Raw genomic sequence first — 26,708 nt, 5'->3', positions numbered from 1 at the left:
CAATCCGTGCAAAAAGGAGCCTAAGGTAGTCGTATATCTCTGTAACCGTTCCAACAGTCGAACGAGGATTTTTCGTCGTTGATTTTTGGTCAATGGAGACCGCTGGAGAAAGTCCCTCAATGTAATCAACGTCGGGCTTATCCGCTTGACCGAGGAACTGCCGAGCGTAAGCGCTCAAGGACTCGACGTAACGCCTTTGGCCCTCAGCGTAAATCGTGTCAAAGGCAAGGGAAGATTTGCCCGACCCTGATACGCCCGTGATAACGACGAACCTATCCCGCGGAATCTCGACATTAATGTTTTTCAGATTGTGTTCTCTCGCGCCGCGGATGATTATGCTGTCGGTCGCCATTTCTTGCTTTCCCGTAGTTTTGTGCGAACATTCATTCTACCAAAAAAGCAGGCTCAGGTCAACGCGGCGTGCCTTTTCCGCCCGCTGGCGACTCTTTCGATTCCATCTTCGCTGAGAATTGGCGGCTTACACCACGCATCTCTGCCGCTTGCCAAAACCTCTCGTGAACCTGCGAAAGTGCCTAGGTTTCCTGCGATTTGCTTTACATTCTCTGTCATTTAAAACGGCAGGGCGCCTTTCGAAGTTCCTCCGCCTGCCTGCCCATTCAACCCTGCTCCCACCAAAGCGGTGCAGTCCCCCAATGCGGTATTCGCATTCCCCAACCTCCAAATCAAGCAGGCGAAAAAAGTTCGTTAATTGGCACAGTAAAGCAAAAAGCGGGGGAAAGTCCCCGCCTTTCGCACTACCTTTGTTTGACAGCTTGACAACCGCCAAAAACTACGCAACCAAAAGGCCGCCAGCCGCGATTGTCGCCGGAGTGGAAACATTACCAACGTCCGACGCCCTTGTACCGCGGTACTGCACGACATAAGTATAATCAGCCGCGGGTCCATTGATTATGTCAATGTAGGGCGAAGCAGTCTCAAAGGCGATGAGAGTGTACTCCTCTTCATCATTCTTTTTCCTATAGATATTGCATCCCCTAGCCCACGACGGCTTGCCGTTGTACTTCTCATTTGCTGGGGCAGTGCCGAAGTGAACGATAATCTTTCCCGGAACCGCTTCGAGGTAAATATCTGGAACTTCCTCGCCCGGCATTGCATTCGTTCGCGCCTCGTCCTTAACAGGAAGCCCAAGCGCCGCCCTGAGTTCGTTCGTCATTGCCGGATGGTTGTTTATTCTTCTCACAAGTGGGCGAAGTACTTCAATACTATGCTTCCTTGCCGCTTTCTTTGCCTCCGTGGCTTGCTTAGCTGCCGCCTGACGTGCAATGTGCGTCGAGAGGGCGCCATCAAAAACTATCTTCGCTTCATCCAGCGGCGTGAAGTCGCTCATTTGCAACCCGAAGTCCGCCAAATGCTGTTCAAGTACTGCCAGGAAGTTCGCAAGCCATGCACCGAACTGCGAGTCATTTTTTGGGACATAATCTGCCATTCTAATTTCCTCCTCTTTTTTGTTTAATCATCAAGCGCCCCTTCCAGAAAGTTTGGCGGCTTCGTAGAGATATTTCGAAGTGGGACGGAATTGCTTGCTTGCATTTTTTGCGTAATTCGAGCTCTCTCCAACCTCTTTCCACCTTAGTACAAGTCTTTTATACTTTTGTGCAACATTTTTGTCCCTCGGTTTAACAATGTTGTCCCTCGGTCTAACATTTTTGTCCCGCGGTCTAACATTGTTGTACTTCGGTCTAACATTTTTGTACTGCGGTACAACATTTTTGTACTTCGGTACAAAAGTTTTGTACAAGTCTTTTACATTCTTGTACTAAGGCACATCCGACTTGTACCGCTGGTGGATGGTGCTGGAGAGAGTGCCAATTCTTTCCCAAAAAAGCCCAAGCAACTTCGAGCGCTCTCTCTATTCGACCACTGTCCCTATCTAAAAGTGCGACAGCTGATGATTTAATCGAATTATCAGTTAAAAACCGCTGAATCTTTAGGAGACAAATAATATTTTATTAATAAACCTCTTATCTTTTCTGCATTGACAGATCGCCCGGCTTGCTAAGAAGTCTGTAAAACAAAGGGATTGAATGGCAATCCTGCGTAAAATTTGCGCGAACTAAATGAAGGATTAAGATTGCCTGCGCAATAAGTTATCCAAAGGCAGTTTAAACATGTCTGATTTACAATGCTTAAGGCAAAGGAGAACCACATGGTAGGCGAACGTAAGATAAAGTGTGCCGTCGTGGGATACGGCGGCGCATTCAACATGGGAAAAGCTCATGCGCAGTGGATGAACGATACGGGGCGGATGATAACCGTTGCCGCCTGCGACATCAACCCCGAAAGGATGGAGGCGGCAAAGAGAGACTTCCCAAACATCCAAACTTATACCGACATTGACGATATGCTTCGGGAGAGCGACGCCGAGCTCGTCGTCATCGTTACACCACACAATACCCACGCCGATTTAGGGCTAAAGGCAATCGAGGCAGGAAAGCACGTTGTTTTGGAAAAGCCCATGTGCCTCACTGTAGAAGAAGCTACCAAGATGATTGAAGCCGCCAAAAAAGCTGGTGTAACGCTCACAACGTTTCACAACAGGAGACACGACGGCGACTTCATGATGATTAAGGAAATCATCGAGAAGGGCTTAATTGGAGAAGTCTTCCACATCGAGGCTTTTATAGGCGGCTACAATAAACCCGGGTCTTGGTGGAGAAGCGACAAGGAGATTTCGGGTGGATGCCTGTACGACTGGGGTGCGCACTTTGTGGACTGGATACTCAACCTCATCCCCGAAAAAATAGAGAATGTTACGGGCTTTTTCCACAAGCGCGTTTGGCATGATGTAACTAACGAGGACCAGACGCAGGCGATTATCAGGTTTAGGAACGGGGCGATGGCAGATTTACAGGTCTCCAACATCGCGCGGCTCCCGAAGCCAAAGTTTCGCATCCTCGGCACAAAAGGTGCAATTATTGACGAATGGAAAGGAACGCTTAGGCTCTCGACGGAGATTGAGGGCATCCCGATTGACACAGAGGTGAAATACAAAGACAGCACTTGGCACGAGTATTATCCGAATCTTGCCGCGCATCTTCTCGATGGCGCGCCGCTGGAGGTAACGCCCGAATCTTCGCGCCGCGTTATTGCCGTCATTGAAACTGCGGAGAAATCGGCAAAAAGCGGGAAGGCTGAGCCTGTACCTTATGAGTAGGCAGTTCACAAACCGCCGAACGATGAGCGAAACTTGCCGAAGCAATTAGAAAAATGCGCTGAACTTCTGGGCAAACCAAACAAGCTAATCCATGGGGAGCACCGCGTTGTCAATGAGCCTTGTACTTCCGATGCGAACTGCGAGAAGGAGGACAACAGGCTTTGAGATTTCCACCACGGGAGCGAGGTTGTCGGGGTCGCGGACGGCAACATAGTCTATGCGCGCAAGAGGTTCTTTGCGGATGTATTCCTCAACCTCGTGCTCAAGCCGCTTGCCGTCTGTGAGCCCCGATTTGACAAGCTCATTTGCGTATTGGAGAGCCTTATAGAGGACAACGGCGGCGCGTCGCTCCTCATTATTTAGGTACGTGTTCCTAGAAGACATAGCAAGGCCATCTTCTTCGCGGATGATTGGCATGGGAACAATCTCGATTGGTAGATTGAGATCGTTCACCATTTTCTTGACGACAAGAAGCTGTTGATAGTCTTTCAGCCCGAAGTAGGCACGGTCGGCAGGCAGGATGTTAAAGAGCTTGAGCACGACGGTTGCGACCCCCCTAAAGTGGCCCGGGCGGAACTCGCCCTCCAAAGTTTCCGTAATGCCTTCCACGCTGACAAAAGTGGCATAACCTTCGGGGTACATCTCCTCAACCGATGGGTTGAAGATTACATCAACCCCCACCCCTTCAGCCAGGCGGGCGTCGCGCTCAACGTCGCGGGGGTATCGGGCGAAATCCTCGTTGGGTCCAAACTGGGTGGGGTTGACAAAGAGGCTTACAACAACGACATCGTTTTCCACCCTTGCGCGCCGCATGAGGGAAAGATGGCCCTCGTGGAAGTAGCCCATGGTGGGCACTAGGCCAATTTTCTTCCCTTCACGACGGGCGTTCGCGATGTATTCTCTTGCTTCGTTGATTGTATGCAGAATCAGCATTTTATCTTCGAACTTTTCTCACCTGCGGCGTTGATGATTCGGCAAGCGTCTCAGCTACTCCGCAGGCTGGTGCACTCTTTCTGCTTACGAGCTGTGCTCGGGTCCAGGGAATTTGCCCGTCTTCACTTCCTCGATGTACGTTTTGAAGGCATTCATAACGGTTTCGAAAAGGTGGACATATTCCTTTACGTGCTTGAATTTAACGCCGTACAAGCCGAGCATGTCGTAGGAAACCAGCACTTGGCCGTCGCAGTGCGGACCCGCGCCGATGCCAATAGTGGGAACCGAAAGCGCCTCTGTTATTTGCTTTGCCAGCTCGCGGGGCACTTTTTCCAAGACAATTGCAAAGACGCCGGCGTCTTGTAGAGCGATGGCCTCCCTCATAATCTTCTCTGCCTCCTCTTCTGTACGGCCGTGCACCCGCGGACCGCCGAATACAGCGGCTGACATCGGAAGCATGCCGAGGTGTCCCATCACGGGAATCCCTGCGTCAACAATTTTCTTAACGGCATCAATCACGTTCTGGCCGCCGCCTTCGAGCTTCACGGCAAGGGTAAGAGCCTCGGTAGCGGGTCTGCCAGCCTCCAAAGGCGGTGTGATGGCGCCCGCCTCTTTTGCAAATCGGGCAGCATTCAGAAGAGCTTCGTCCGGTCCCAGTTGGAAGCTCATAAACGGCATATCAGCGACAACCATCGCACGTCTAACTCCCCGGACGACTGCTTTGACGTGGTGGAGCATGTCATCCATAGTTACAGGGAGCGTTGTCTCGTAGCCCAACACGACTTGACCCAAGGAATCCCCGACGAGAATTACATCCACGCCTGCGGCATCCATTAGCTTTGCCATGGAGTAATCGTACGCGGTGAGGCATGTAATTTTCTCCCCCGCGCGCTTCATTTTTATTAAGGTTTGCGTAGTTACCGTGGACCCGTTCATCTTTACTCCTTGTTATCGCAGTTTCATCGTGCGCTTTCCAAAGGCTTGCGCCGATTCTTCAATCGGCTTCGCTAGCGGCTTAAGGCGTTCCGCATGCTCAACCGGCGGCTCCTACCAGCTGGGACGGAATGTGTCCCCGATTCCCCAGCCAATCAAGATGGCGGGAAACGCCAGGTTGCCTCCAAATATCAAGACCTGGCTTCTGCCTACTGAATACATTATAGCCGCAATCGCCACCAAAATAAAAGTGGCGGCGAAAGCCCGCGCAACACTCTTCGAAATGCTTTCTTGAAAAGAGCCAAACAAAATATAAATAAACGCCGCAAGGTAGAAATTGAAGAAGTTAATAATAACCAAAAGGAGCCCAATCGGATAATTCATCGGGCGGCTCCCTCCGACGTAGATGGATTGGAATACCAATTCGTCGTCAATGCGGCCAACCCAGTCATTTAAGGCGAGAAGAAAGCCAAATATCACTCCATTAATCAGCAAGACTGCGATAAGCATGGTGTTCCACTTGCCAATAAAGGGCAGATACTGCGCCAAAGCCTGCAGTGGGGGTTCGGCGGAGATGGACAGCAGGATGAATAAGATGCCAGCAATCGAAACGCCGATGAGATTCAGCCCAATTCTGAAGGCGATTTGCTGTTCGATTGACTTAACGTCGCTAACGCCGGGCTTCCTAGTGCGGGCAAGTTTCCTCAAGAGCGCTTCGGCTTCCGCGTTTCGGGGATCGAGTTGGAGGACCATTGTATACATTGCGATAGCCTCATCAATTCGTCCCTGCATGCGGTAAATGTTTCCCAACATGAGATGAGCTCGGATGTGCCGCCTGTCAATTGAGATAATTTGCCTGCAAATGTTGGCGGCGGTGCGAAACTGAGCGGTAGCAAATGCGCGTTCCGCTTCCATAAAGAGCCGAGTAATATCCGAGGAGGCGGTATAAGTCTTGTCGCGCTGTTGAGTACCATGCGGGGGCGGCGGCTCTCTGCGGGGAGGCACGCGCATCATTTCGGCATCGAGCTGGGCGTCGTAGATAACGCGCCTATCCGGATTGCTGAGCGTTTGATAAGCTTCGGTAATTTCGATGAAAGCCGCCTTCGCCGCCGCTTTGTCTTTCGCGACGTCGGGATGGTATTGGCGGACGAGGTAACGGTAGCGGCGCTTGATTTGCTCGGGCGTCGCCGACCTCGGCACTCCTAGGATTTCGTAGTAATTTCGCTTGCCATGCATAAGCAATCGCTAGTGTTTGAGTATATTCGAATAGTAGCTTGCGTAGAAACTGACCACAATTTTTCCAATATAAGAGGCAACTCCTAGAAACAAGAGCACACTGCCGACAACGGTCAACTTAACGATGGCAACTTGTGCGTCGCTTTCTACATATTCTGCCATCTTCTCGAGCATAGAGTCCACCATCCCGCTTTGCTCGCCGGTCCTTAGCATTTCTAGCGCAGTGGGAGGTATAACGTACGTGCGCTCAAGCGAATCGGATAGCTGCCTTCCTTGTCTTAGATTGGGAACCGCCTTATTTAGTTTGGAACTTAGATAATAATTTCCGGCGGCTTTCGAAGCATGTTCGAGGGCTTGCGCCGCTGGTACGCCCGCGGCATAAAGCGCGGCGAGGGCGTGGTAAAATCTTCCGAGAGCCAACATTCTCACAACGGCCCCTACCCTAGGAACGGCGAGCTTAAGCATATCAATCATGTACCTAAAGTGCACAATTTGGGTGAGGATTCTAAAAGCCACCCAAAAGGCTAGCAAGCCGATGAGAATCGGGACAAGCAAGTTCAGGCATGATTTAATATATTCCCTCGGCGTTCCAAGAATGAGGATGGGAATGTTGGGAATGAAGATATACGCAACAACAAGAATCTTCGGGTAGAGAGTAGCGATGCTGAGCTTTCGACGAATGTTCACCTCGCGCTCCATATATTCGGCGATTCTTTCAAGGGTTTTGTCGAGGTTTCCACTTTCTTCAGCGGCACGTAGAAGGCTTATGTGAAGCTCAGGAAAAACCCAAGGATAGCGTGAGAAAGAATCGCTAAGCCTGCCGCCAGATTGGATGAGCGAGAGGACCTCGCGCGCAATTTTTCTTAACACCCAGCTCCCGCCTTGTTTCTGAAGCATGCTAATCGCCTGGGCAATCGTCATGCCTGAGTTCACCATTGTGGCGAATTGGCGATAAAACACAGCAAGTTGAATCGGAGACGCACCGGCGAAAATTGGATTAATAAACAATCGAACAAAAAGGGCAAGAGGACCCAAGCCTGCCGCCCTAGGTTCGCTTTCTTTTTGGATATTGAGTATAAAGTAGCCCATCTCACGCAGGCGAGTCGAAACCTCGCGTTCCTCGTTCGCCTCCATAACGCCGTCAATCGTTTTGCCAGCTTTATCTTTGACTTTGTACTTAAATAATGTCATGGCTCTTCCTTATTATTTGAACAGCCAGTCCACCCAGTTATACATATTGTTATATGTATGGCTAACAACGTATGCCGAGACGATTCCAGATATAACTAGATTGAAGAGAATGCAAACGTGCAAGCCCGCCCATTTTACAGCGTTCGCGGCCGCCACTGCCGCCTCCTCATAGTAGACAACAACTTTCTCAAGCATATCTACAATTTGCCCAGTTTGTTCACCTGTTATCAAGATGCGCTGATGACTGTCATTTAAGTAACCAGTTGCGGCAAGCGCATCGCTTAACTTCATGCCAGACCGAAGAAGGTTGACCTGCTCGCGTAAATCAGATGCGATGACTTCATTCTCGGCGGCCGCGGATGCCACTTCCCAGGCGGTAATGGGGAGAATTCCTGCCTTCAAAAGGCGCCAAAGTATCCGCGTGAATCCAGCCATTGAGCGGAGCTTACTAGCGCGTTCGGCGATTGGCACCTTAAGAAGCAGGAAGTGCCTAACACGTCTCAAGCCAGGTCGGCGAAGAATAAACAATATACCATGATAGCCGAGAATGATGACTAACATTATCGGGAGCATGCGCGTCCATGTAAAATGCCACCACTTAGCGATTCCCTCGAATACATTGGTTACCCCTGGGGAGAATATCATTGGCAGAAGCGGAGCAAAAAGAATCACCCCAAAAGCATTTAACCAACCAAGCCAGCAACCTATTTTGAAATAAAAGTTTACTGCTTTGTTAGCAATCTCATAATCATTAGCAATGTCGCCTACTACGATTGGCAGGAAGCCGCCAAGTTCGCCTGCCGCTACTAAGCCGATGACATGTGGTGGGAACGCCTTGGGAAACTCTTCCATTGCTTGGCTAAGCCTTTCGCCGGATTGGACGCGGCTCGCCATTCGCTGGGCAATGAAACACACGTCTTTCTTTGAGGTTTGATTGGCGATTCTAATAAGAGCTTCGTGAACGCTAACGCCAGCAACTAGAAAAGAAGCTAGACCTCTAAAAAAAATCGCCATTTCAGATGGTGGCCCCGTTGTCCGTCGTTTAGGAAAAGAAACCGAAATAGCTCTTTGAACCTGCTGAGGCGGTTGCGCCTGCTGTCCTGGCGGTTGGACTATCAGCCTAACTTGAAAGCCCTGAGTGCTCAGACGATGCCGGACCTCTGCTTCGGAAGAGGCATTCATTACACCCCTTAGAATCTTCCCCGACTTATCTGCAACCTCATATCTAAACAGCGGCATCAACGGACCTCCGAGAGCTTGCGCACGCTTTGATTCTTCAACTCCTTGAGGACGTCGTTTGGAGTGCGTCCATCGGGCAACGTAAGGTCGGGTGCAATTTCCGCAAGCGGCGCCATTACGAACGCCCGCTCAGTCATGCGCGGGTGTGGAATAACAAGCTCGTCCGTGTTCACTTTGACATTATTATATAAGAGAATATCAATGTCTATTATTCTAGGTCCCCATTTGAAATTGCGTACTCTCCCCATCTCCCGCTCAATTTTCAATACGACATCAAGCAGCTCCTTCGGCGACAGGTCTGTTTCAATAGCGGCGACAGCATTTACGAAGTCGGGCTGGTCTTGAAAGCCGACGGGCGCAGTTAGGTAAAAGGAGGAGACAGCGCGAATTTTAACCTCAGGCTGTGATACAAGTTTGTCGAGAGCCATACGGATGTTCGCCTCTCTATCGCCAAGGTTCGACCCAAGTCCAAGGAAAACGGTCGCCAAGATTTCCGCTCCTCTCGACTAATCAACAGCAAGATGATATATTATATCTACTTTCGAGGCAGATAAAAATATTATAGCGAACAACAAGTCTAGATGTCCATGAAAAACAAAGAGCAGGCGGAATCTGCGAAATAATTAATGAAAAGGATAATCATCGGCACAGCTGGACACGTAGACCACGGAAAAACCACGCTCATCAAGGCGCTAACGGGCATAGACACCGACCGCCTCAAAGAAGAGAAAGAGCGCGGGATGACGATTGACCTTGGATTCGCGATGCTCAATCTCCCAAATGGCTTGCGAGTTGGCATCGTTGACGTTCCTGGGCACGAGCGGTTCATAAAGAACATGCTTGCGGGTGCTGGCGGAGTTGACGTGGCGCTGATGGTAATCGCCGCAAATGAATCCGTTATGCCGCAGACCATGGAACACCTCGATATTCTCCGCCTTCTTGATGTGAAGCACGGCGTAATTGCACTCACAAAGGTTGACCTTGTCGAGCCTGAGTTTCTCGAAATTGTAAAGGAAGACATTCGCAGTCGGCTGGCTGACACTTTTCTTGAAGATGCGCCGATTGTACCTGTCTCCGCGATGACCAACGTTGGAATCCCCGAACTTCTTTCAGCGCTGGAGGATGTTTGCAGTCGTGTGCCGCAACGGGATTCCCTTGGCCCGTTTCGCGTGCCCATTGACCGCGTTTTTACAGTTACTGGGTTCGGCACGGTCGTCACTGGGACGCTTGTATCGGGCACGGTTAGGATAGGCGATGCCGCTGAAATTCTCCCAAAAGGAATTAACACAAGGATTCGTGGCATCCAGGTTCACGGACAAAAAGTGGAGGCGGCGGAAGCAGGAAGCAGGGTTGCGCTGAACCTCGCAGGGGTTGAACTTCCGGATATCGAGCGCGGCGACGTTTGCGCGACTCCTGGGATTTTAAAGGCTTCCAAGTTGCTTGACCTAAAGCTCACTCTCCTAAAGAACATCCCAAAGCCGCTTGCAAATAGAACGCGCGTGAGGTTTCACATTGGAACTGCGGAAGTAATTGGGAGGATTGTTCTTCTAGACCGCGATGAGCTCGGGGCGGGCGAAGAAGCATTCGCCCAGTTTAGAGCGGAGACTCCTGTAGTAGCAATGAAAAATGACCGCTTTGTAATCCGCACTTATTCGCCAATGCTTACAATTGGCGGAGGAGTTATCATTGAATCGTCAGCACGAAGACACAAACGCTTTGACGATTCGGTTATTGCATCGCTTGAAGAAACCAGCTCCGGTACACCATTTGCGATAATCGAGCAAATTCTCAAGCGCGCCGACGCTGGAATAACCCCTGCAGAAATAATTAAGAGTTCCGAACTTACATCTCTAGACATTCAGGAACTGCTAGAAAAACTGAAGGCTTCTGGGCACGTCATTGAGCTTGAAAGCGGGCGCCTATTTCATGCCGCCGTCATTGCCTCATATGCCGATAAGATTTACAAATCGCTTGCTGATTACCATTCTCGCCATGCGCTTAAGCTAGGAATGCAAAAGGAAGAGCTCCGAAGAACCGCATGTAAAGCTCTTGACAACAAAACATTTACAGCTCTCCTCACCAAACTCATGAACGAAGGGAAAATAAGCATATCGGAGGCGCTGGTATCGCTAGCCGACTATTCGCCAAAGCTCAACTCCAAACAGCGGGCGGCTTGTGAATTCATTATTTCAGAACTACAGCGCACAGGTTTGAACGCTCCCTCAGACGATGAACTGCTCCAAGGAACTGGACTGCCGATTGCGGAAGCAAAGGAGATAATGGAACTGCTCGTACACCGGGGTGAGGTCATAAAGATTACCGATGGGCTTTACCTTCATCCTTCGGTTGTTAGCCAAGCGGAAAGGCTTATTCGCGAATTCCTCGAGAAGAATGGCAAGCTAACTGTTGCCCAAGCGCGTGATATCCTTGGCTCATCTCGGAAGTATATTATTCCACTCCTGGAATACTTCGACAAAAAGCGCATTACGCGCCGCCTTGGCGACGAGAGGATACTTTTAAAGGAAGCGTAGATTCGAACTCTTTCAATTCTTTCTCGGTCTTTGGCGGCTTGATTTTGCCTTCAATAATCGCCCGTTTGAGCTCCTCAATCATATCCATAGTGCCAGGCGGAAGAACTTGTTTTGTATACTTCATTGGGCTCAGGCCTACTCCACCCTCCTTTAACCCGAGGATACAATCGCCTGGCTTAAAAGTATGCATGACAACTGATTTGCATGTTGAGTAAACGGCATTATCCACACGCTTCATCATGCTCGTGAGCACTCTTCCTGGCGCAATATAGTCTTGGTCAGCATCTACGCCAATTGCAAAAAAGCCCTGCCCCTTTAGCTTCGCTGCCTCAATTACACCAAGGCCACAAGACCCAGAAGCATGAAAAACAATATCTGCACCCCTACCGAACTGCGAAAGTGCAAGCTCCTTGCCGCGTGCGGGATCATCCCACCTTCCCGTGTAAGCTGTAAAGACCTTTATACCCGGGTGCGTAACCATTGCGCCGGCTTTGTAGCCACACTCAAAGCGCTTTATTAGTGGTACTTCCATTCCACCCACGAACCCAATTTTTCCGGTCTTCGTTACCATTCCTGCCAAAGCCCCAGCCAGAAAACAGCCTTCCTCTTCGCGAAACTTGAGCGCTACTGCATTTGGGGTATTAGGCGCATTTCCATCAATGATTGCAAACTTAGTTTTAGGGAATTTTGGCGCAACTTGGGCAAGAGCGTCCTCCATTAGGAATCCAACTGCAAAGATGATGTCATACCCTTGTTCTGCGAACTTCCGAAGGTTTGGTGCATAATCAGCTTGTTCCTTTGATTCCAGAAACTTTATTTCTATTCCAAAATCTTTTCCAGCTCTTTGAAGACCTTCCCAAGCCATTGCATTGAATGACATATCGCCAATGCCGCCAACATCAGTAACCACTGCAGCCTTTAGCTTGCCTTCTGAGGGAGCTTGTTTGGGTTTGGAACAACCGGAAACACAAAGTAAGAAGATGAGCAAAATTAGAAGAGAAGTAGTGAAAATAGTCCAACGACTCATATATCACCCCGCAAGCCGAACATTCTATTTGAATATTCGACCCGCACCAAAGGCAAACCTTCGCTATCCTTTGTGCAGTGATTCGCCATCTGCATCTAGAGCGGCTTCTTTAATAGCTTCCGAGAGGGTTGGATGAGCATGAACTGCGCGCCCGATTACGTCAATTGTTGCCTCTGCTTCCATTCCGATTACTACTTCGTGGATTAAATCGGTCGCGTGAGGACCAATTATGTGGCAACCAAGAACCTCACCGTATTTAGGGTCCGTGATAAACTTGACGAATCCAGTTGTTTCACCAAGCCCCAAAGCTTTTCCGTTCGCTCGGAAGTAAAACTTGCCAACGCGGTAGTTAATTTCTGCGCGCTTGGCTTGGTCTTCAGTCATTCCTACCTCTGCGACTTCAGGATTGGTGTAGACTGCGGAAGGCACTGTGTTGTATTTCATCTTGCTTGACCTACCCATTATGTTCTCAGCGGCAACGACGCCCTCTTCCGACGCCTTGTGTGCAAGCATCATTCCACCGACCGCATCGCCAATCGCATAAATTCGCGGGATGTTGGTCTGCATGCGCTCATCCACTTTAATCCCCTTCAGGTCGAAGGCAACGCCGACCTCTTCCAACCCAAGGTTCTCCGTGATAGGTCGGCGTCCGACTGCTACCAGTACTTTATCGGCAATAATCTGTCGCTGGGATTCCGAAGAAACAATAGTAGCTAGAACTTGGTTATCCCTTTCTTCGACCTGCGAAACGCGAGAATCGGTAAGGATTCGAATGCCTATCTTTTCTAGGGACTTTCTCAGCTCCTCAGCGACCTCGGAGTCGCCACCAGGGAGAATTTGAGGCATCAATTCTACAATCGTAACCTCAGAGCCGAATTTGCGGAACATATAACCCCATTCAAGGCCTATTGCACCACCACCAATGATGAGGAGGCTACCAGGAAGTTCGGTAGCCGCAAGGGCGCCATCGCTATCCCAAATGTTCTCGCCTTGCAGACCAGGAATTGGAAGCTGAACAGGCTCTGAGCCGGTTGCGATAATAATACTTTGCCCAGCGATTTTTTCTTTTTTGCCGTCTTCGAATGTTACCTCAACGGTAGTGCGAGAAGCGAGGCGCGCCATTCCTTTTACAACACGAACGCCATGCTTTTTCATTAGGAAATGTAAGCCAGATACCAACTGCTTGACGACTTTTTCTCTGCGTTCTACAACCTTTTTGTAGTCTAATGAAACTGCGTTCACCGTAAAACCAAACTCCGAACCTCCGTGGAGGGCAATGTCATAAGCGTTGGCGCTCGACAGCATAGCTTTTGTAGGAATGCAGCCCCTGTTTAGGCAGACACCGCCCAGTTCATTCTTTTCTATAAGAACAACTTTGCCGCCGAGCTGTGCCGCGCGGATTGCCGCTACATACCCACCTGGGCCGCCGCCAATAATTACTACATCAGCCGAAACTGGAAACGGCTGGTTCATCATTTCTTCGACCTGCTGAATTAGATGCTCACTGTTTTTCGTTTCTATATCGAGTTGAGGCAAAAATGAAGTGAAAACAGTGGAGGTAGGTTCACGAACAATGCCGGCGGCAGAGACCCCATTTATGCTCGTTGTGTATTTTTCCAAATCCTCCATGCCCTCCACCTCCGGTAAACGTCTTAATGTAATTATGACCCGCTTTGGCGCGGGTCAACCGTCCTGAGCATGTTTTTTGAAACGCCGTCTTAATTTAGCAGAACGGTCCCTTATATGTCAATTGCAGATTCTACCGCCAATTTGCCAACGCAGAGAAAGATAATGATTAGCCGCAAATCAAGATAAAAACCCACTGCTAAGTTTCAAGAAAAACAAAATTACATTGCGGCCTAGTCAATAAAGCATATAATGTTTTTAGCGGCTAATTATTAACTTTTCGCACCATATTGTGGCCAAGGACAATTTTACCAAGGATGACTTGGTGCTTTGCTCCGGTTGCGGATGGTATGTTTGAAGGCTGAAGATGAATAGCTTCGTTTGCCAATAAAGCGATTGAAAGGGCTTCCTTTGCCTTGTTATTGATACCAAAGTCTTCATGGGTCATAACTTTTACCCCGCGCAATCCTTCAGCAAGCATTTTCATAAGCGTTGGATTCTCTGCACCCCTACCACCAACAATTAAATCATCTGGTAGTTTTGGAAGCCATTTATGGTAGCTGTGAATTATAGTACGAGCGACAAATGCCGTAACCGTAGCAACAAGATCCTCAATAGGCAAGCTTCCAAACTCTTTAAGAATTACCCCTGCGAATTCTCGCCCAAAATCGCCGGGGCTTGCAGCCTTTGGAGGACGTTTTTGAAGAAATGGATGGTCTAGAATTCGCCCCAGCATAACCTTGTCAATTTTGCCATTTGCTGCGAGCATGCCTCCCGCATCATAGCTGAGCTTACCATCCGTTGCTTTGTAGACCACTTCATCTATAAGGGTGCTTCCTGGTCCTGTAACAAATCCGATTACATCATCCAGCCCTGCTCTGCCAGGAAGGTAGGTAACACTTCCTTTGTCTCCTATTTGCTGAACCGCTCTACCTCTATTTGTTACATGAAACAAAATGTAATCTGGATATGCCATTAGCGGTTCGCCCTGGCCTCCTGCCGCCATGTCAGCTGCTTGAAAGTCAGCAACAACAGTAACGCCTGTTCGATTGGCAATCACAGCAGGTTCGCCAATATTCAAAACCGAGATTGCCCACATTCCTCCAATTTCTACTTGCTGAGTCTGATGAATAATGGTGTGGCCATGCGAACCGATTAAATCAATTTGGGACATTGATAATCCATTTTGCTTTGCTAAATCAACGGCAAACGCGGCAAAAAGCTCGCCAAGTACAAAACTAAGCGCTGAGATTGAATCTATGTTGCCAATCAATGAGTTGGACTGCTGAGAAATGACCTCTCTGATTCGTGCGTGGTAAGGATAGTATTTGTAATCGAGAAATCGAACCTGAGAGTTTAGCCCAAAACCCTCAATTTCAACAAGCGCGGCATCTACCCCAGCACCCGACGCGGCCGGCATCAAGCCAATAACCTTAAGTGTATCCTTGCCATTTATTTCCATAGCCCACCTCGCATATTTCCCCTTGGAGCACCTGGTTTATTGTGTTAATACGCTTATTTTGGTATAATTCCAGTGGAAAAAATTGTGCAATTTTTTATCTTTATAGAGAGGTGATGCTATGCCAACGTACGGTTACGAATGCACGAGATGTGGTTACCGATTTGAAGTCTTCCAAAGAATAACCGACGAGCCCATCACCGAATGTGAAAAATGCAATGGTGAAGTTCGCAAGCTCTTCTTCCCGGTAGGCATAGTTTTCAAAGGCACAGGGTTTCACGTTACAGACTACAGGAAACCTGACAAGAAAGATGGTGACGGGCGCAAACCCGAGTTTTCTCTCCCGTCAGATACCTCTTCGGAGAAGGCGGAATCTAAGACATCCTAACCTTCCCTTATATATTCACCCATTCCCAGAGTTTTCTTTATAAAGGAAGCGGGGACCATGATGCGGCCATCTTGGACAAGCGCTTCCTTTTCCATTATTACTGGCTGAAAGTTAACTATCGCTTCTGCACTTCCAAGTTGCAGGGTAATATCGTACTCTGGAGAGAGTGCCCGAACTGTCTTGGACTCGCCATCCCATACGATTGTTCCTCTGACAGCCTCGAAGACAGGCCTTATTGGAACCATCAAAACCTCACCTTGAGGTTGGGGTATCCGAAGCCTATCGCCGATTCTGATGAGGCTTGGGTCTTTTATATCATTTAGACTAATAAGCTTTGCGACTGGCACGCCAAACTCATTGGCGATACGAATCAAGCTATCGCCTTCTTTTACTATATACTCCGTCATAATCTCTTGCTTAGTTTGGACGGTATCTGTCTTTGCCTTGTTATCAGGTGCTTGAACATCAACGCCAGGCTCATTGCGAATAGATTCAATCGCACCGGCAACCGATGACTTAACAATCTGCACTTTGGATGTGCCTTGCGCATCGGGGGCTATAGATGAGTTTTTCTCACCATTAAGCTTCTCATGCACAACCTCCGCAACAACCGGCGTTGTTCGTTTATACTCCTCGATGACCGAACTCACCTTAACTACGGGTTCTTTGGTAGCATCCGACTTCTTGGGCGAACTCGTGGGAAGCGTGCGAGTAGACGGCGCTACCACCGGAGCAACTTTTGAAGGATTCTTCACTATTACTCGAATCGGCTTTGAGTCCCGACGATTATCGAAGTTGTCAATTGCCTTGACTTCGATTGTATGCGGACCGTTTGGCACCTCAGTAGTATCCCACTCGTAAGTATACGGCGGGAAGTTCCTCATTGCCTTGACTACTTTGTCAATCGAGATTGTTACATATGGTGGTTGGCCGCTATTGTCGCGGGCCTGTACCTCTATTCTCACCTTCCCCGAAACCGTCTGACCTTCGGCAGGACCAAGCACAACCACTTGAGGCGGCTCGGTATCCATCTCTTTTGACTTATTGGATACCGTCACAACGCACGTTGCCATCGCCAGATACTGCTCGGCAGCGAATATCTGAATATCCAACCTGTGGCTGCCGTCTTTGGTGCGAACTGTATCCCAAAGAAAACCGGCACTACCTTTTGAAACGGGTGGATTGAAAGTTCTCTCCGAAATGAATTTGCCATCCAAATAGACTTTTATGGATGAAACCTGTTGCTTATCATTCGAACGGAACTCTGCCAAAACCTGAACTTTACTGCCAGATATCACTGCGCCGTTTTTAGGTGAAGTAATAACAATTGTAGGAAGGTCCGATTCGGTGCTGTTTTGTGCAAATAAAATAGTCGCAGTAATTAAAAGGAAAAAGACGATGCTGAAGGTGATTCTATAACACGCTCTATCCATTCAATTACCACCTTCCTGGTGTTCTAAAAGAGCCATGAAAAGCTAGTCCCCGGTGGGCAATCTATCATATTATGGGTTCAAAGTCAAGTTGCACAACCCTAGCTATAGGTTTTTCTCCATAATCCAGAATATCCTAGAAACAACTGCCCCAGCGACTTTCCAATAGAAATAAAGGGGCCCAACGGCGCAAATATGGCATATAGGATATCCCTTCTCCCTCATGTCATCCATGCACCGCAGGAAAAGGGCCCCTCCAATTCCACATCCCCTCAGGGACTGCGATGTTCCCATTGGCCCAAACCATCCTGGCCGCACAGCATCATAGGCGGCAAATCCTAGATATCTTTCCTCGCGCTCGGCGACAAAGACGGTCGGCGGCTTTAAATCACACGCAAAACCAACTTGGTGCTGCCAGCCTTGCGACCATCCATCTTCAGCTATCCAAGCAAGAAAAGCTTCTTTTTCGGTTGAATCTAATCGCCGCACAGTAATGCCTTGCTCGGCAATCCGTTTTTCAAGCGTCTTATCTGCAAAGGTCCGATTTTCAAGAGCCAAATCCATGTTGTAGCTAATTTTCGTTCGCGTAAACCCCCGCCGCAAAAGAAAAGCTATCGCAGGAGTATACGCATTTGCATCTATACCAGGGGTAAAATAATGTGGCCTTGCCCACCCTGCTTCTACTTTTTGAACCCCGAGCTCCTGGAACCGTTTTTCTACCCTGTTTAAAAGCGCTGTGGCAATTCCCTTTCCTCGATATTCGGTTTCCGTCGCCCAAGCCTTCAAGAAGCCCACACGATTATCATCCAAAGTTCGAACTACTGCGTCCATAAATGCAACTGGCTTATCGGATTCAAAAGCCGCTAGGGAAAGCTCCTGGCTATAGTTCGGGTCACCTAGAACCTTATATTTGAACAGCTCAAGAGGCAGTTTATCGCACTCGGCAACGTTCCGCTGATAGATTTCCCATACTTTGGTTACATTATTTTCCGCAATGGGCTGAATTTCCATTTTCAAGAACTTCTCCCAACCTAGTGTGCTCTAAGGATAGCAAAAGTTCGTCCAGTGAGAATCCTCGTATATCCTTGCTTCGACATCTATGCCAAAGAAATCGCCGATTGGCGCAAGGATTTCTGGGTTCTGCTTCCAAACTGTGTGCAACGCATTGCGAACAATCTGCACACCCTCAGGTGTCATCCTTCCAAGCGGCTGACGGGCGGGACCGGCAGGCATTCCAAGGCCGTTCATGAGAATTTTAATGCCCAAGGGATTGCGGAAACGATCCTGCACAACCACAACTTCGCCATTTGGAAGACAACGCTTGCTTTCGGCTTTGACTGTTACTATGCCGAAGAGTGGATTCAAAGCATCTCTGAGGGCCGTGGCGGCTTCCAAATTGCCGTTAAGGATATTTGCTACCATTTGCGCGACAGCTTTCGGCGCAACGTTCGAGATAACTGAAATTACGCCTTGAGCCCTTATCGAAGATGACGTCATCATTTTGAAGGTCAAATCATCATCTCCTGAGAGAATGGCAAAATCATCGCCAAGAAGCTCTCTTGTTCGCGCCATCCGCTCGAGGTCTCCCGTCGCCTCTTTGACCGCGCGAATATTGGGATACTCATCCGCAAGGATTGCAAGGTCCTCAACCGCAAGCGCAGTTCCAGACCGACCAGGAATAACGTAAGGCACAAAGAATACCTCAGGAAACATTTCCGCCAGCACGCCGTAGTACTCGTTACGCAATTCCAATGATGACGGTCCATTGTAGTAACAATCTACGAGAAGAGCTGCTTTAGCGCCATTTTCAAAAGCATGCTCCGTGCTCTCGGCAGCTTCCTGGGTTGAATTGCTTCCTGTGCCCGCAATGACCTGACAGCGGCCTGCACTCATGTCAAGACAAACTTTGATTACAGAATTGTGCTCGTCCCAACTCAACGTTGGAGATTCGCCCGTTGTCCCAGTCGGAACCAAACCAGTAATCCCTTGCTCTATTTGAAATTGGATATTCTTTTCGAGACCCTCCCAGTCAATTTCACCATCCGCTGTCATTGGAGTAATAAGCGCAGTCCATGCCCCTCGAAAATCCATCGCTACCTCCCAAAGTCAGTTTGGCTTATTGTAAACTGCTATGCTCGATTTGGCAAGCCACCATCTTGTTTGCAAGTTTACAAAACAAAAAAAGCCTTTCACCAAAGGAAAGGCTTTTATGGCATTTAGCTTAATATTTGAAATTGCAAAGAGGGGCAAAAGATACTTTGTATGCAAGGCAAAAAAATCGTCTCAAAGCCGCATAATAAAGGTAAACTGCAAAGTGTTTAAAGGGGCACGTCCGCCTAGGTAACTTTTTCTAACCTAATTTTGGTTAGATCCTTTTTATCCATCGTAGCTACACCAATTACCTTGTCGGCACCGCCGTAGTAAACATAATACCGGCCATTCATCGAAATTGCGCCGCACGTAAAAACAACATTCGGAACTAACCCAACTTTCTCATAATCCTTTTCAGGGCTAAGGACAGGTTCAGCAGACCTACCTATGACCTTAGAAGGGTCTTCTAGGTCTAGAAGCAGTATTCCGAGCCGATAATTCCGTTTGTGGTCAACGCCATGGTAGAAATTCAGCCAGCCATACTCGGTCTTGATAGGCGGTGCACCAGCGCCAATGCGATCGCAGTCCCACGAACCGGGTTGAACATGCATAAGCACTTTATGGTCATGCCAGTGGATTAGGTCTTCGGAATATGCAATCCAAATATTAGGAAAGATTCGGTGTAGCATTACGTACTTGCCTTTTATTTTTTCAGGGAACAACACAACATCTTTGTTGTCCATATCAGGCAAGATACAGCCATGCTTTTTGAAGGTCTTAAAATCGGTGGTTGATAAGAGACCCACCCGACAGCGCCAAGGCACCGTGTGAATAGCAGACGGATGAACCTCACAACAGGGATAAACCGAAACGCCTGTGTAGGTAATGTAGTAGGTATCATCTATGCGGGTAATCCGAGGATCCTCAACTCCTAACCGCTCAAGCTCATCGCCGACAGATTCGTAAATTGGCATGGTGTGACGCTCTATCACGTCTAAGCCATTTTTGCTTGCGGCATAGCCAAAACGAGACACACCATCCTCTCCGATTGCCCGATAGATAATATGGACAGTTCCATTCGATCTTGCGGCTGCACAATTAAAGACTGCTTTATTCTCCCACCAGCGCTCGGTGGGTGTAAGTACGGGATTACCTTCGTAACGCTCTAGCTCCATTGGTAGACCTTAAAACTCTAACTAGTTCTAAAGTTTGTTTTGGAGATTTTTCTTTCATGCGGCAACTGCGCCAGCACAACACAAACAAGCATTCTTTTTCTATCAAAAATACTATCACAAAAACACCGAAATGTCAAGAAACTATAACATAATTGTCATACTTTCGTCTAACTTTGATTCTTCTCCCCAATGAATTGTTCCACGATTTTCTGGACTCTTCATAGTGCTTTCTTATGCTATGCGATGATTGTCTTATTGGCAAGAGGTTTTAGCAATTTTTTGTAGAATTTTTGATAGAAATGATTCGCACCAAAATTATGCATAACTATCTTCTGCGAAAAGTTGCAGTACTTTCAATATTCGGAATAAGCTTGGTAGACCTTAGCAGTGTGAAAGCCGAGTGCTTAGAAGGGTTCATTAAGAGCCCCTGGTTCAATGAACAGGTGCGGGAAATACGAAATGACTTAGGAATACGGATGCTCATAAACGCTCCTGCACCCTTCCGCCATGACCTCCCTACTCTAGCTATTTTTTACGGAACACCAAATGGAAATACTATCGAACAAACCCTGGGAACCGCGATGGTAGAATGCCTTGATTGGCATTTTGATATTCAGCATATCGCCGCACAAACTCGGCTTCTGAGGAAGTTGGACAAAAACAGAAATATAGTGCTCATATGCATGGAAACCAGCGAGTTGAGCTGGCCAGCTTGGCGCCGGCAACATTCCAATGACACTCAGATTATCCGCAAGACCATCGAGGACGTATTGGGCGAAATCCCTTGCCAAGAGAAAAAAGCAGTGCTAGCCGCCCACAGCGGTGGAGGAAGCATGATTTTCGGCTTCATTGACGCTTACAATTCCATTCCATCTTGGGTAGACAGGATTGTCTTCTTGGATGCAAACTATAGCTACTCCGACGACAAACACCACGGCGATAAACTTTTCGCCTGGCTTCAAGCAAACCCTGGCACCCGTCTAGTGGTGATTGCCTATGACGACAGGCGAATAACACTCAACGGCAAGCTTGTTGTGGGACCTACAGGCGGCACATTTCGCGCATCGCATCGAATGCTGGGCTATTTTGAGAAGCTAGTTTCCTTCAGAAGGTCATCGCTAGGCGACTTTGATATATACAGCGCTTTTGTGCCTCGCGCTAATTTGTCCGCCAAACAAAATAGCAACGCATCTTGCATCAGTTTTATAATCCACCGCAATCCCTTGAATAAGATTCTGCATACAGCGCTAGTTGGCGAGATGAATGGCTATTTAGAAGCACTGACTTTAGGCACAATGCTTGAGGAAAAGTGGGGTAAATTCGGCGGCACGCGTGCCTATGTTAAGTGGATTCAACCAACGGCACCGACAAACATACCAAGACGCCCCAGGCATGCCGCAGATGGCACTTCGGTAATGAAAAAAGTTGGCAGCTTCTCGCTATCAAATCGAGAAAAGATTATCCTAAAAGAACTCAAGAGCGGCAATATGCCTGATTTTCTAAGGCAATTCAAAACCATTTCTTTCAAGGCAAGGGATGCAAATGGCAAAGAACACTCGATTTGCTTCTACACCATGCCTGATTACTTGGCGGTAGGATCCGATAAAAACTTCGTGCGAGTGCCGTTAACACCAATTTCTGCTCAAGCGATTGCAGACTTTTTTAAATGCTCGCTACCGACTCGCAAGATGGTGGACGAGATTTATCGGCAAGCCGAAGTAAAGCTGGAACCCAAACCGCTTACCGAAAAACGCGAGGCTGTCGAAACCTTTATAAAGCACAACTCAATCATCGAGGAACAACGCAAAGGAAAGCCGCTGGGAGCACTCGTTGCGGGCATAAAGAAAGACGTGGTAATCACAAACCTTCCCGAGAACCGCTTAGACCACGTTGCAATTTATGGTTGGCACAGGCTCGATGGCACACCAATCCAACCGCTATCTACGGTGCATGTTAATTGGTATGTGGATTACAGCCATGGGATTCGCTTGGTTAAACGGACTGTCATCGTAGATGGTAAGCCCTATGATATTCGCAATGTGCTGCAAGACCCGATTCTCTGTTCATTATTAAGCGACGAAGGACCGATTACAAGACCGTTTTACGGTGCCCAAATTCATTCAAACGTCGAGAAAAGCAAAATAGCACAGCCGTAAATCTTTTTAGTTTTCGGTGATAAAACCACTCACTGCAGTTAAGCTGCCTTATACCTCGCTAACTTCAACCACACAACCCGTCTCCAGAGATCTAATCGCGGCATGGATAACCCTCTGGGCGGCTAGTCCATCGGCGCCAGAGCCATCAATCTCATCAGGCGATGCTCCTTCAGAAACCTGCTGCAAAAACCGGTGAATGCGGTCTCTGAATGTGTCGTTAAAATCGCGGTATCCGCCAAAAATCGGGTTTGTATAGACTTGCTTGATAAGCTCACCAGCAGGATAGAGCGTTACCTCCCGCCACATATCTTCCAGAACAAAACGCCCCTTTACGCCGGCAACCTCGCACCGCTCCATTGGGTGGCCACGAGCAATATCGTAGCTGCTTGTTAGGTGGCCAACTGCACCGTTTTCGAACTGCATGTTAATCGAAGCAGTTGACCAAATTTTTCTGCCAGGCGCTTTCATCGCAAAGCACTGCACGCGAACAATCTCACCGCAATAGTAGCGCATCATATCAACCGAATGCGGATTTAATGCTTTTATGTGGAAATAAGGCGAATCAAACTCTCCCTGTCTACCAATCCACAGCGCCATATTAGCGAAAAGGAGATCCCCCAGACGGCCCTCATCTATCCACTGCTTCGCAAGACGAGCGGCTGGAGTGAAGCGGTGGTTGAAGTTAATGCCAAAGCAAAGATTCAGCTCCTTTGCGGTTCGAACCATTTCTTCTGCTCTTGCTAAATCATTGCAGATTGGCTTCTCGCAGAGTATATGACTGCCCGACTTCAAAGCGAGCATTGCAGGTTCATAATGGTCGCTGCAGTACTCATATCCGCCTGTTGTTATACTGCACACATCCGGTCGGCATGCATCAAGCATTTCCTGGTCATCGGTGTACCATGGAACACCCAGACGTTCACCTGCCGCCTTTGCTCGTTCGGGGATAATGTCACAGACGCCCACCAATTCGGCAAGTTCATCGCTTTTATATATGTCCGCATGGAGGTTTCCAATCGGTCCCATGCCAATGGTACAGACGCGCAACATAAGCCCTATGCCCCATTAAGAATTCTGTAATTCCCTGTAGAGTTTTGGCTACAGTTCTTATTAATCGAGAAAATTACAGCTTTTCTTGACCCCTTTGCCGCTGAAGCTCCCTAGCCTGAAGCGCCTCAGCCGCTTTAGGTGAACCTATGTACAGGGTATTGTAAGCCTCCTCGCTGGATTTAAATGGCGCTCCGTGGCCATGCCAATTCAAGTTCGTGAAGATTGGATTCCTTCTGCCTGTCTCCTGCTCTCGCTTTTTAATCCATTCCTGCATTCGCGCCTCAAGCATTCGCACAATCTCCGGCTCTTGTTCAGCAATGTTAAAGTTTTCTTCGGGATCCTTTATTAGGTTATACAGCTCAATCTCTGGCTTGAAGTGAAAATCGGGCTCAAGGGCATGGATTAGCTTCCATTCCGGTGTCCGCCATCCATGTTTTCTCATCCATGTAGCCTCTGTGATATAAAACTCGGGCTCTTGTTCGCGAGGTTTGCCTTCGAAAAGCGGAACTAGACTCCTTCCGTCAAAATTAATGTCGGTTTCTATCTCCAACAAATCTAAAATCGTCGGAGCGATATCTTTCATTTGAACATAATCAGAAAAGCGCTTTCCGGCTGGAACTTTGCGCGGGAAAACGAACACCAGCGGAATGTGCAACGTGCAGTCGTAAAGTCCATGATGGTCAAACCAACACTCATGGTCATACAGAGTTTCGCCGTGGTCTGCGTCTATTACAACAAGTGTATCTTCCTTTATCCCCAGGTGCTCAATCGTAGCAAATATGTTCGCAATGCATGCGTCCATATAAGCAATTGCGCCGTCATACTGGGCAATGATGTAGTCTTTATCTGTGCATCCCGGCGGAAACCAGCTTGCAAAGAAGTCGCAAAACGGCTTGAACTTCATTACTGGTTCAAGGGACTTATTGTTTGGGTCATACTCGTTTCCATCGTAGAATATTCTTTCGAAGGGGCGAGGCGGCAAATATGGGGCGTGTGGGTCCATGTGCCTCAAGAAAAGAAAGAAAGGCTTATCCTCTGCCGCAAGACGTTTGAGTTCCGGAATAGCAACATTGTTTAAGTTCTCTGCTTTATGGCTTCTGCCTTCCTCCCAGGAACCCCAGCCAGGGAAATCCAAATACTTCTGAAATCCTCTAGACGCAGGATTGCCGCTAAATCCTACACAAGTTGTGTTGTATCCATTCTCCCCCAGAATCTCAGCCAACGTTTTCAGATGGCTGCCAAGGCCCCCTTGATGCCTCAAAGCTACAACGTCAGTACCGAATACATCCATGCCAGTAAACATTGAGGCATATCCCGGTGTTGTCGGGATGTGCGGGCTGTAACACTTCTCAAAAACAGCTCCGCCTGCCGCAAACTTATCTATATGCGGAGTTGTTAGCCTAGGATAGCCATACAAACTCATGTGGTCTGCGCGCAAGCTGTCAATTCCAAATAGAATAAGATTCGTTTTTTTCATGTCTTCTCCTCAACCTACAAGTAAAAGCAATTTTGGCGTTGTCCACTGAATATCATTTTCAAGGATAGCTTTTAATCATAATGTCTCCGAACTCCTGCAAACATATTAAAAAACAAAGATCCAACGGCTTGCGTATTTACAAAGTGGAATTTTCGCAACAAAGACAGCTTTACTGGGCTTGCTGATTTGATATTTTGCAAAGCACATGCATTTGAATATGCTTGCAATGACAATACAAATGTTTCGGTATAATGATATAATGATACATTGGTTTTTGGATGTCCTGCCGTAAATTTAAAGCCAAACAAACGGGCGCAAAGTGGAGGCAAAATTAAATGACCGAAGAGACCATGGAAAGCAGGACTCGCCTGCAGACCGTTCTTGACACAATTCCATCGGGAATAATTATCGTCGAAGGACCTGAGCAACGGGTAACATATATGAACAAACATGCTCAAGAGTTCTTCCAAGTCCCCCCAGAGATTGGAATGCCCCTACCTGCTTATGCAGTTGCAAATAAACTAATGCATCCAGATGGCAGGCCTTATCTCGTAAGCGAACTTCCGATGAGTCGTGCGCTAAATAAAGGCGAAACTGTCTACAATGACGAGCTAGTAATTGAAACACCCTCAGGCAAACGAAACTACCTGCTTTTAAGCGCGGCACCGCTCCGCGACCAAGAAGGAAAAGTTATTGGTGTAGTAGCATCCACCGAAAATATAACGCCGTTAGTAGAAGCCAGAGAAGCACTTAAACAAGCGTATGAGAGAGAACGGCGAATCTCTGAAACCCTTCAGAGGGCTTTCTTTTCGGAAATACCGGAGAAGACAGATTCACTTCGCATTGTCAGCGCATATAAGGCGGCTTTAGAAGAAGCCGCAATTGGTGGAGACTTCTATGACGTATTCAAGCCATCCCCCAACATTGTCGCAATAGCCATCGGTGACGTGTCGGGGAAAGGAGTCGAAGCCGCTGTGCATACGGCATTGGCAAAATACTCGCTAAGAGCTTATGCTTATCAAGACCCATCGCCGTCTTTTGTCATGGAAAGCCTGAATAACGCTGTCTACCACCAAATATCCAAGGAGGCGTTCATAACCTTATTTTACGGGATAGCAGATTTAAACGAAGGCACAATTCGCTTTGTAACAGCTGGGCACGAACCACCGCTTTTAATTAACGATAAAGTCGAAGAATTAGCACTCACTGGAACTGCTATTGGAATTGCCGAGCACGAGAAATACGAGGAATGCAAAATACCGTTTAGAAGCGGCAGTCTACTGCTCTACACGGATGGCGTTACAGAGGCAAGAGGAAAATACGGCTTTTTTGGGCGAGACAGGCTCAAAGAATTTGCCTTATCCCACAAACACGAAGAACCCTCGGCATTTGTGAACTCACTGCTTGAAGAAATCAACAAATGGTGCGACGGGCACTTAAAAGACGACGTGGCACTGCTATACGTGAAAGCCTAGCCATAGCTCGTCATAGCTCGTGTCGAACATCGCCGCCCAACCAAACCCACTCGCTAGGCACAGCTGATTGGCGGTTATCATCGGTTGAGGTATGTAGGGATGTAGGGTTATGTAGG

Annotated in this window: 23 protein-coding genes; 5 read left to right on the top strand and 18 right to left on the bottom strand. The window is 48.2% G+C overall.

The annotated features are described in order from the left end of the window. From QHH26_08690 to QHH26_08680, 3 genes are all read right to left on the bottom strand, one after another. Positions 1-352, bottom strand: a 352-nt coding sequence (locus QHH26_08690) for an excinuclease ABC subunit UvrA (GenBank protein ID MDH7482031.1), incomplete at its 3' end; no start/stop codon positions are given. Positions 353-405: 53 nt separating this feature from the next. After that, on the bottom strand, positions 406-570 hold the full coding sequence (locus QHH26_08685; protein ID MDH7482030.1) for a hypothetical protein: 165 nt from the start codon (positions 568-570) through the stop codon (positions 406-408). Positions 571-790: 220 nt separating this feature from the next. Then, a complete protein-coding gene (locus tag QHH26_08680; protein MDH7482029.1) occupies positions 791-1,447 on the bottom strand; it encodes a hypothetical protein in 657 nt (218 codons plus the stop codon). Positions 1,448-2,167: 720 nt separating this feature from the next. On the opposite strand from QHH26_08680, the gene QHH26_08675 reads away from it, so the two are divergent. Then, positions 2,168-3,175, top strand: coding sequence for a Gfo/Idh/MocA family oxidoreductase (locus QHH26_08675; protein ID MDH7482028.1), 1,008 nt, complete (start codon positions 2,168-2,170; stop codon positions 3,173-3,175). Positions 3,176-3,259: 84 nt separating this feature from the next. Here the strand turns inward: QHH26_08675 and panC are convergent, their stop codons facing one another. The 6 genes from panC to folK all read right to left on the bottom strand — a co-directional run bounded on the left by panC (position 3,260) and on the right by folK (position 9,195). Continuing rightward, positions 3,260-4,108, bottom strand: coding sequence for a pantoate--beta-alanine ligase (gene panC, locus QHH26_08670; protein MDH7482027.1), 849 nt, complete (start codon positions 4,106-4,108; stop codon positions 3,260-3,262). A gap of 84 nt (positions 4,109-4,192) precedes the next feature. Further along, positions 4,193-5,044: a 3-methyl-2-oxobutanoate hydroxymethyltransferase gene (gene panB, locus QHH26_08665; protein MDH7482026.1), complete on the bottom strand. Its 852-nt coding sequence runs from the start codon at positions 5,042-5,044 to the stop codon at positions 4,193-4,195. Positions 5,045-5,155: 111 nt separating this feature from the next. Then, on the bottom strand, positions 5,156-6,277 hold the full coding sequence (locus tag QHH26_08660) for a DnaJ domain-containing protein (protein ID MDH7482025.1): 1,122 nt from the start codon (positions 6,275-6,277) through the stop codon (positions 5,156-5,158). 9 nt (positions 6,278-6,286) lie between these two features. Further along, positions 6,287-7,468, bottom strand: coding sequence for a type II secretion system F family protein (locus QHH26_08655; protein ID MDH7482024.1), 1,182 nt, complete (start codon positions 7,466-7,468; stop codon positions 6,287-6,289). 12 nt (positions 7,469-7,480) lie between these two features. Then, a complete protein-coding gene (locus QHH26_08650) occupies positions 7,481-8,707 on the bottom strand; it encodes a type II secretion system F family protein (GenBank protein ID MDH7482023.1) in 1,227 nt (408 codons plus the stop codon). Next, positions 8,707-9,195, bottom strand: a complete 489-nt coding sequence (gene folK, locus QHH26_08645) for a 2-amino-4-hydroxy-6-hydroxymethyldihydropteridine diphosphokinase (GenBank protein MDH7482022.1) — start codon at positions 9,193-9,195, stop codon at positions 8,707-8,709. Before folK ends, QHH26_08650 begins: the two co-directional genes overlap by 1 nt. 138 nt (positions 9,196-9,333) lie before the next feature. On the opposite strand from folK, the gene selB reads away from it, so the two are divergent. Next, the gene (selB, locus tag QHH26_08640; GenBank protein MDH7482021.1) at positions 9,334-11,238 is read left to right on the top strand and encodes a selenocysteine-specific translation elongation factor; all 1,905 of its coding nucleotides are present in this window, start codon (positions 9,334-9,336) and stop codon (positions 11,236-11,238) included. Here selB and QHH26_08635 read toward each other — a convergent pair. The 3 genes from QHH26_08635 to QHH26_08625 form a co-directional block, all read right to left on the bottom strand. Next, positions 11,192-12,265, bottom strand: coding sequence for a BMP family ABC transporter substrate-binding protein (locus QHH26_08635; protein ID MDH7482020.1), 1,074 nt, complete (start codon positions 12,263-12,265; stop codon positions 11,192-11,194). The two genes, selB and QHH26_08635, sit on opposite strands and share 47 nt — an antisense overlap. Before the next feature lie 63 nt (positions 12,266-12,328). After that, positions 12,329-13,894: a dihydrolipoyl dehydrogenase gene (lpdA, locus tag QHH26_08630; protein ID MDH7482019.1), complete on the bottom strand. Its 1,566-nt coding sequence runs from the start codon at positions 13,892-13,894 to the stop codon at positions 12,329-12,331. A gap of 262 nt (positions 13,895-14,156) precedes the next feature. Further along, positions 14,157-15,353: an anhydro-N-acetylmuramic acid kinase gene (locus QHH26_08625; GenBank protein ID MDH7482018.1), complete on the bottom strand. Its 1,197-nt coding sequence runs from the start codon at positions 15,351-15,353 to the stop codon at positions 14,157-14,159. Between the two features lie 118 nt (positions 15,354-15,471). On the opposite strand from QHH26_08625, the gene QHH26_08620 reads away from it, so the two are divergent. After that, the gene (locus QHH26_08620; protein MDH7482017.1) at positions 15,472-15,738 is read left to right on the top strand and encodes a zinc ribbon domain-containing protein; all 267 of its coding nucleotides are present in this window, start codon (positions 15,472-15,474) and stop codon (positions 15,736-15,738) included. Here QHH26_08620 and QHH26_08615 read toward each other — a convergent pair. The 4 genes from QHH26_08615 to QHH26_08600 form a co-directional block, all read right to left on the bottom strand. Next, on the bottom strand, positions 15,735-17,171 hold the full coding sequence (locus QHH26_08615; GenBank protein ID MDH7482016.1) for an Ig-like domain-containing protein: 1,437 nt from the start codon (positions 17,169-17,171) through the stop codon (positions 15,735-15,737). The genes QHH26_08620 and QHH26_08615 overlap by 4 nt on opposite strands. 102 nt (positions 17,172-17,273) lie before the next feature. After that, a complete protein-coding gene (locus QHH26_08610; GenBank protein MDH7482015.1) occupies positions 17,274-18,179 on the bottom strand; it encodes a GNAT family N-acetyltransferase in 906 nt (301 codons plus the stop codon). A 30-nt stretch (positions 18,180-18,209) separates the two neighbouring features. Next, entirely contained in the window at positions 18,210-19,259 is a 1,050-nt protein-coding gene (gene dapA, locus QHH26_08605; protein MDH7482014.1) for a 4-hydroxy-tetrahydrodipicolinate synthase, read from the bottom strand. Between the two features lie 245 nt (positions 19,260-19,504). After that, on the bottom strand, positions 19,505-20,434 hold the full coding sequence (locus QHH26_08600; GenBank protein MDH7482013.1) for a glycosidase: 930 nt from the start codon (positions 20,432-20,434) through the stop codon (positions 19,505-19,507). A 299-nt stretch (positions 20,435-20,733) separates the two neighbouring features. On the opposite strand from QHH26_08600, the gene QHH26_08595 reads away from it, so the two are divergent. Further along, on the top strand, positions 20,734-22,590 hold the full coding sequence (locus QHH26_08595) for a hypothetical protein (protein MDH7482012.1): 1,857 nt from the start codon (positions 20,734-20,736) through the stop codon (positions 22,588-22,590). A gap of 48 nt (positions 22,591-22,638) precedes the next feature. On the opposite strand, the gene QHH26_08590 is transcribed toward QHH26_08595, so the two are convergent. Continuing rightward, complete coding sequence (locus QHH26_08590; protein MDH7482011.1) at positions 22,639-23,640, bottom strand: Gfo/Idh/MocA family oxidoreductase; 1,002 nt, start codon at positions 23,638-23,640, stop codon at positions 22,639-22,641. Between the two features lie 73 nt (positions 23,641-23,713). After that, positions 23,714-25,117 carry a sulfatase gene (locus QHH26_08585; protein ID MDH7482010.1) on the bottom strand — a complete coding sequence of 468 codons (1,404 nt, stop codon included), beginning with the start codon at positions 25,115-25,117 and terminating at the stop codon, positions 23,714-23,716. 335 nt (positions 25,118-25,452) lie between these two features. On the opposite strand from QHH26_08585, the gene QHH26_08580 reads away from it, so the two are divergent. Continuing rightward, entirely contained in the window at positions 25,453-26,592 is a 1,140-nt protein-coding gene (locus QHH26_08580) for a SpoIIE family protein phosphatase (GenBank protein MDH7482009.1), read from the top strand. The last annotated feature ends 116 nt before the right edge of the window (positions 26,593-26,708 follow it).

Source organism: Armatimonadota bacterium, assembly GCA_029907255.1.
Lineage (GTDB): Bacteria > Armatimonadota > UBA5829 > DTJY01 > DTJY01 > JAIMAU01.
This window is presented reverse-complemented; position numbering and strand designations above follow the sequence as displayed.

Coding starts and splice junctions, on each gene's coding strand:
- panC (MDH7482027.1), bottom strand. CDS start 4,108: ATGCTGATTCTGCATACAATCAACGAAGCAAGAGAATACATCGCGAAC.
- QHH26_08600 (MDH7482013.1), bottom strand. CDS start 20,434: ATGGAGCTAGAGCGTTACGAAGGTAATCCCGTACTTACACCCACCGAG.
- QHH26_08685 (MDH7482030.1), bottom strand. CDS start 570: ATGACAGAGAATGTAAAGCAAATCGCAGGAAACCTAGGCACTTTCGCA.
- QHH26_08610 (MDH7482015.1), bottom strand. CDS start 18,179: ATGGAAATTCAGCCCATTGCGGAAAATAATGTAACCAAAGTATGGGAA.
- QHH26_08595 (MDH7482012.1), top strand. CDS start 20,734: ATGATTCGCACCAAAATTATGCATAACTATCTTCTGCGAAAAGTTGCA.
- panB (MDH7482026.1), bottom strand. CDS start 5,044: ATGAACGGGTCCACGGTAACTACGCAAACCTTAATAAAAATGAAGCGC.
- dapA (MDH7482014.1), bottom strand. CDS start 19,259: ATGGATTTTCGAGGGGCATGGACTGCGCTTATTACTCCAATGACAGCG.
- QHH26_08635 (MDH7482020.1), bottom strand. CDS start 12,265: ATGAGTCGTTGGACTATTTTCACTACTTCTCTTCTAATTTTGCTCATC.
- QHH26_08660 (MDH7482025.1), bottom strand. CDS start 6,277: ATGCATGGCAAGCGAAATTACTACGAAATCCTAGGAGTGCCGAGGTCG.
- QHH26_08655 (MDH7482024.1), bottom strand. CDS start 7,468: ATGACATTATTTAAGTACAAAGTCAAAGATAAAGCTGGCAAAACGATT.
- QHH26_08675 (MDH7482028.1), top strand. CDS start 2,168: ATGGTAGGCGAACGTAAGATAAAGTGTGCCGTCGTGGGATACGGCGGC.
- selB (MDH7482021.1), top strand. CDS start 9,334: ATGAAAAGGATAATCATCGGCACAGCTGGACACGTAGACCACGGAAAA.
- QHH26_08580 (MDH7482009.1), top strand. CDS start 25,453: ATGACCGAAGAGACCATGGAAAGCAGGACTCGCCTGCAGACCGTTCTT.
- lpdA (MDH7482019.1), bottom strand. CDS start 13,894: ATGGAGGATTTGGAAAAATACACAACGAGCATAAATGGGGTCTCTGCC.
- QHH26_08615 (MDH7482016.1), bottom strand. CDS start 17,171: ATGGATAGAGCGTGTTATAGAATCACCTTCAGCATCGTCTTTTTCCTT.
- QHH26_08585 (MDH7482010.1), bottom strand. CDS start 25,117: ATGAAAAAAACGAATCTTATTCTATTTGGAATTGACAGCTTGCGCGCA.
- QHH26_08590 (MDH7482011.1), bottom strand. CDS start 23,640: ATGTTGCGCGTCTGTACCATTGGCATGGGACCGATTGGAAACCTCCAT.
- QHH26_08620 (MDH7482017.1), top strand. CDS start 15,472: ATGCCAACGTACGGTTACGAATGCACGAGATGTGGTTACCGATTTGAA.
- QHH26_08625 (MDH7482018.1), bottom strand. CDS start 15,353: ATGGAAATAAATGGCAAGGATACACTTAAGGTTATTGGCTTGATGCCG.
- QHH26_08650 (MDH7482023.1), bottom strand. CDS start 8,707: ATGCCGCTGTTTAGATATGAGGTTGCAGATAAGTCGGGGAAGATTCTA.
- QHH26_08680 (MDH7482029.1), bottom strand. CDS start 1,447: ATGGCAGATTATGTCCCAAAAAATGACTCGCAGTTCGGTGCATGGCTT.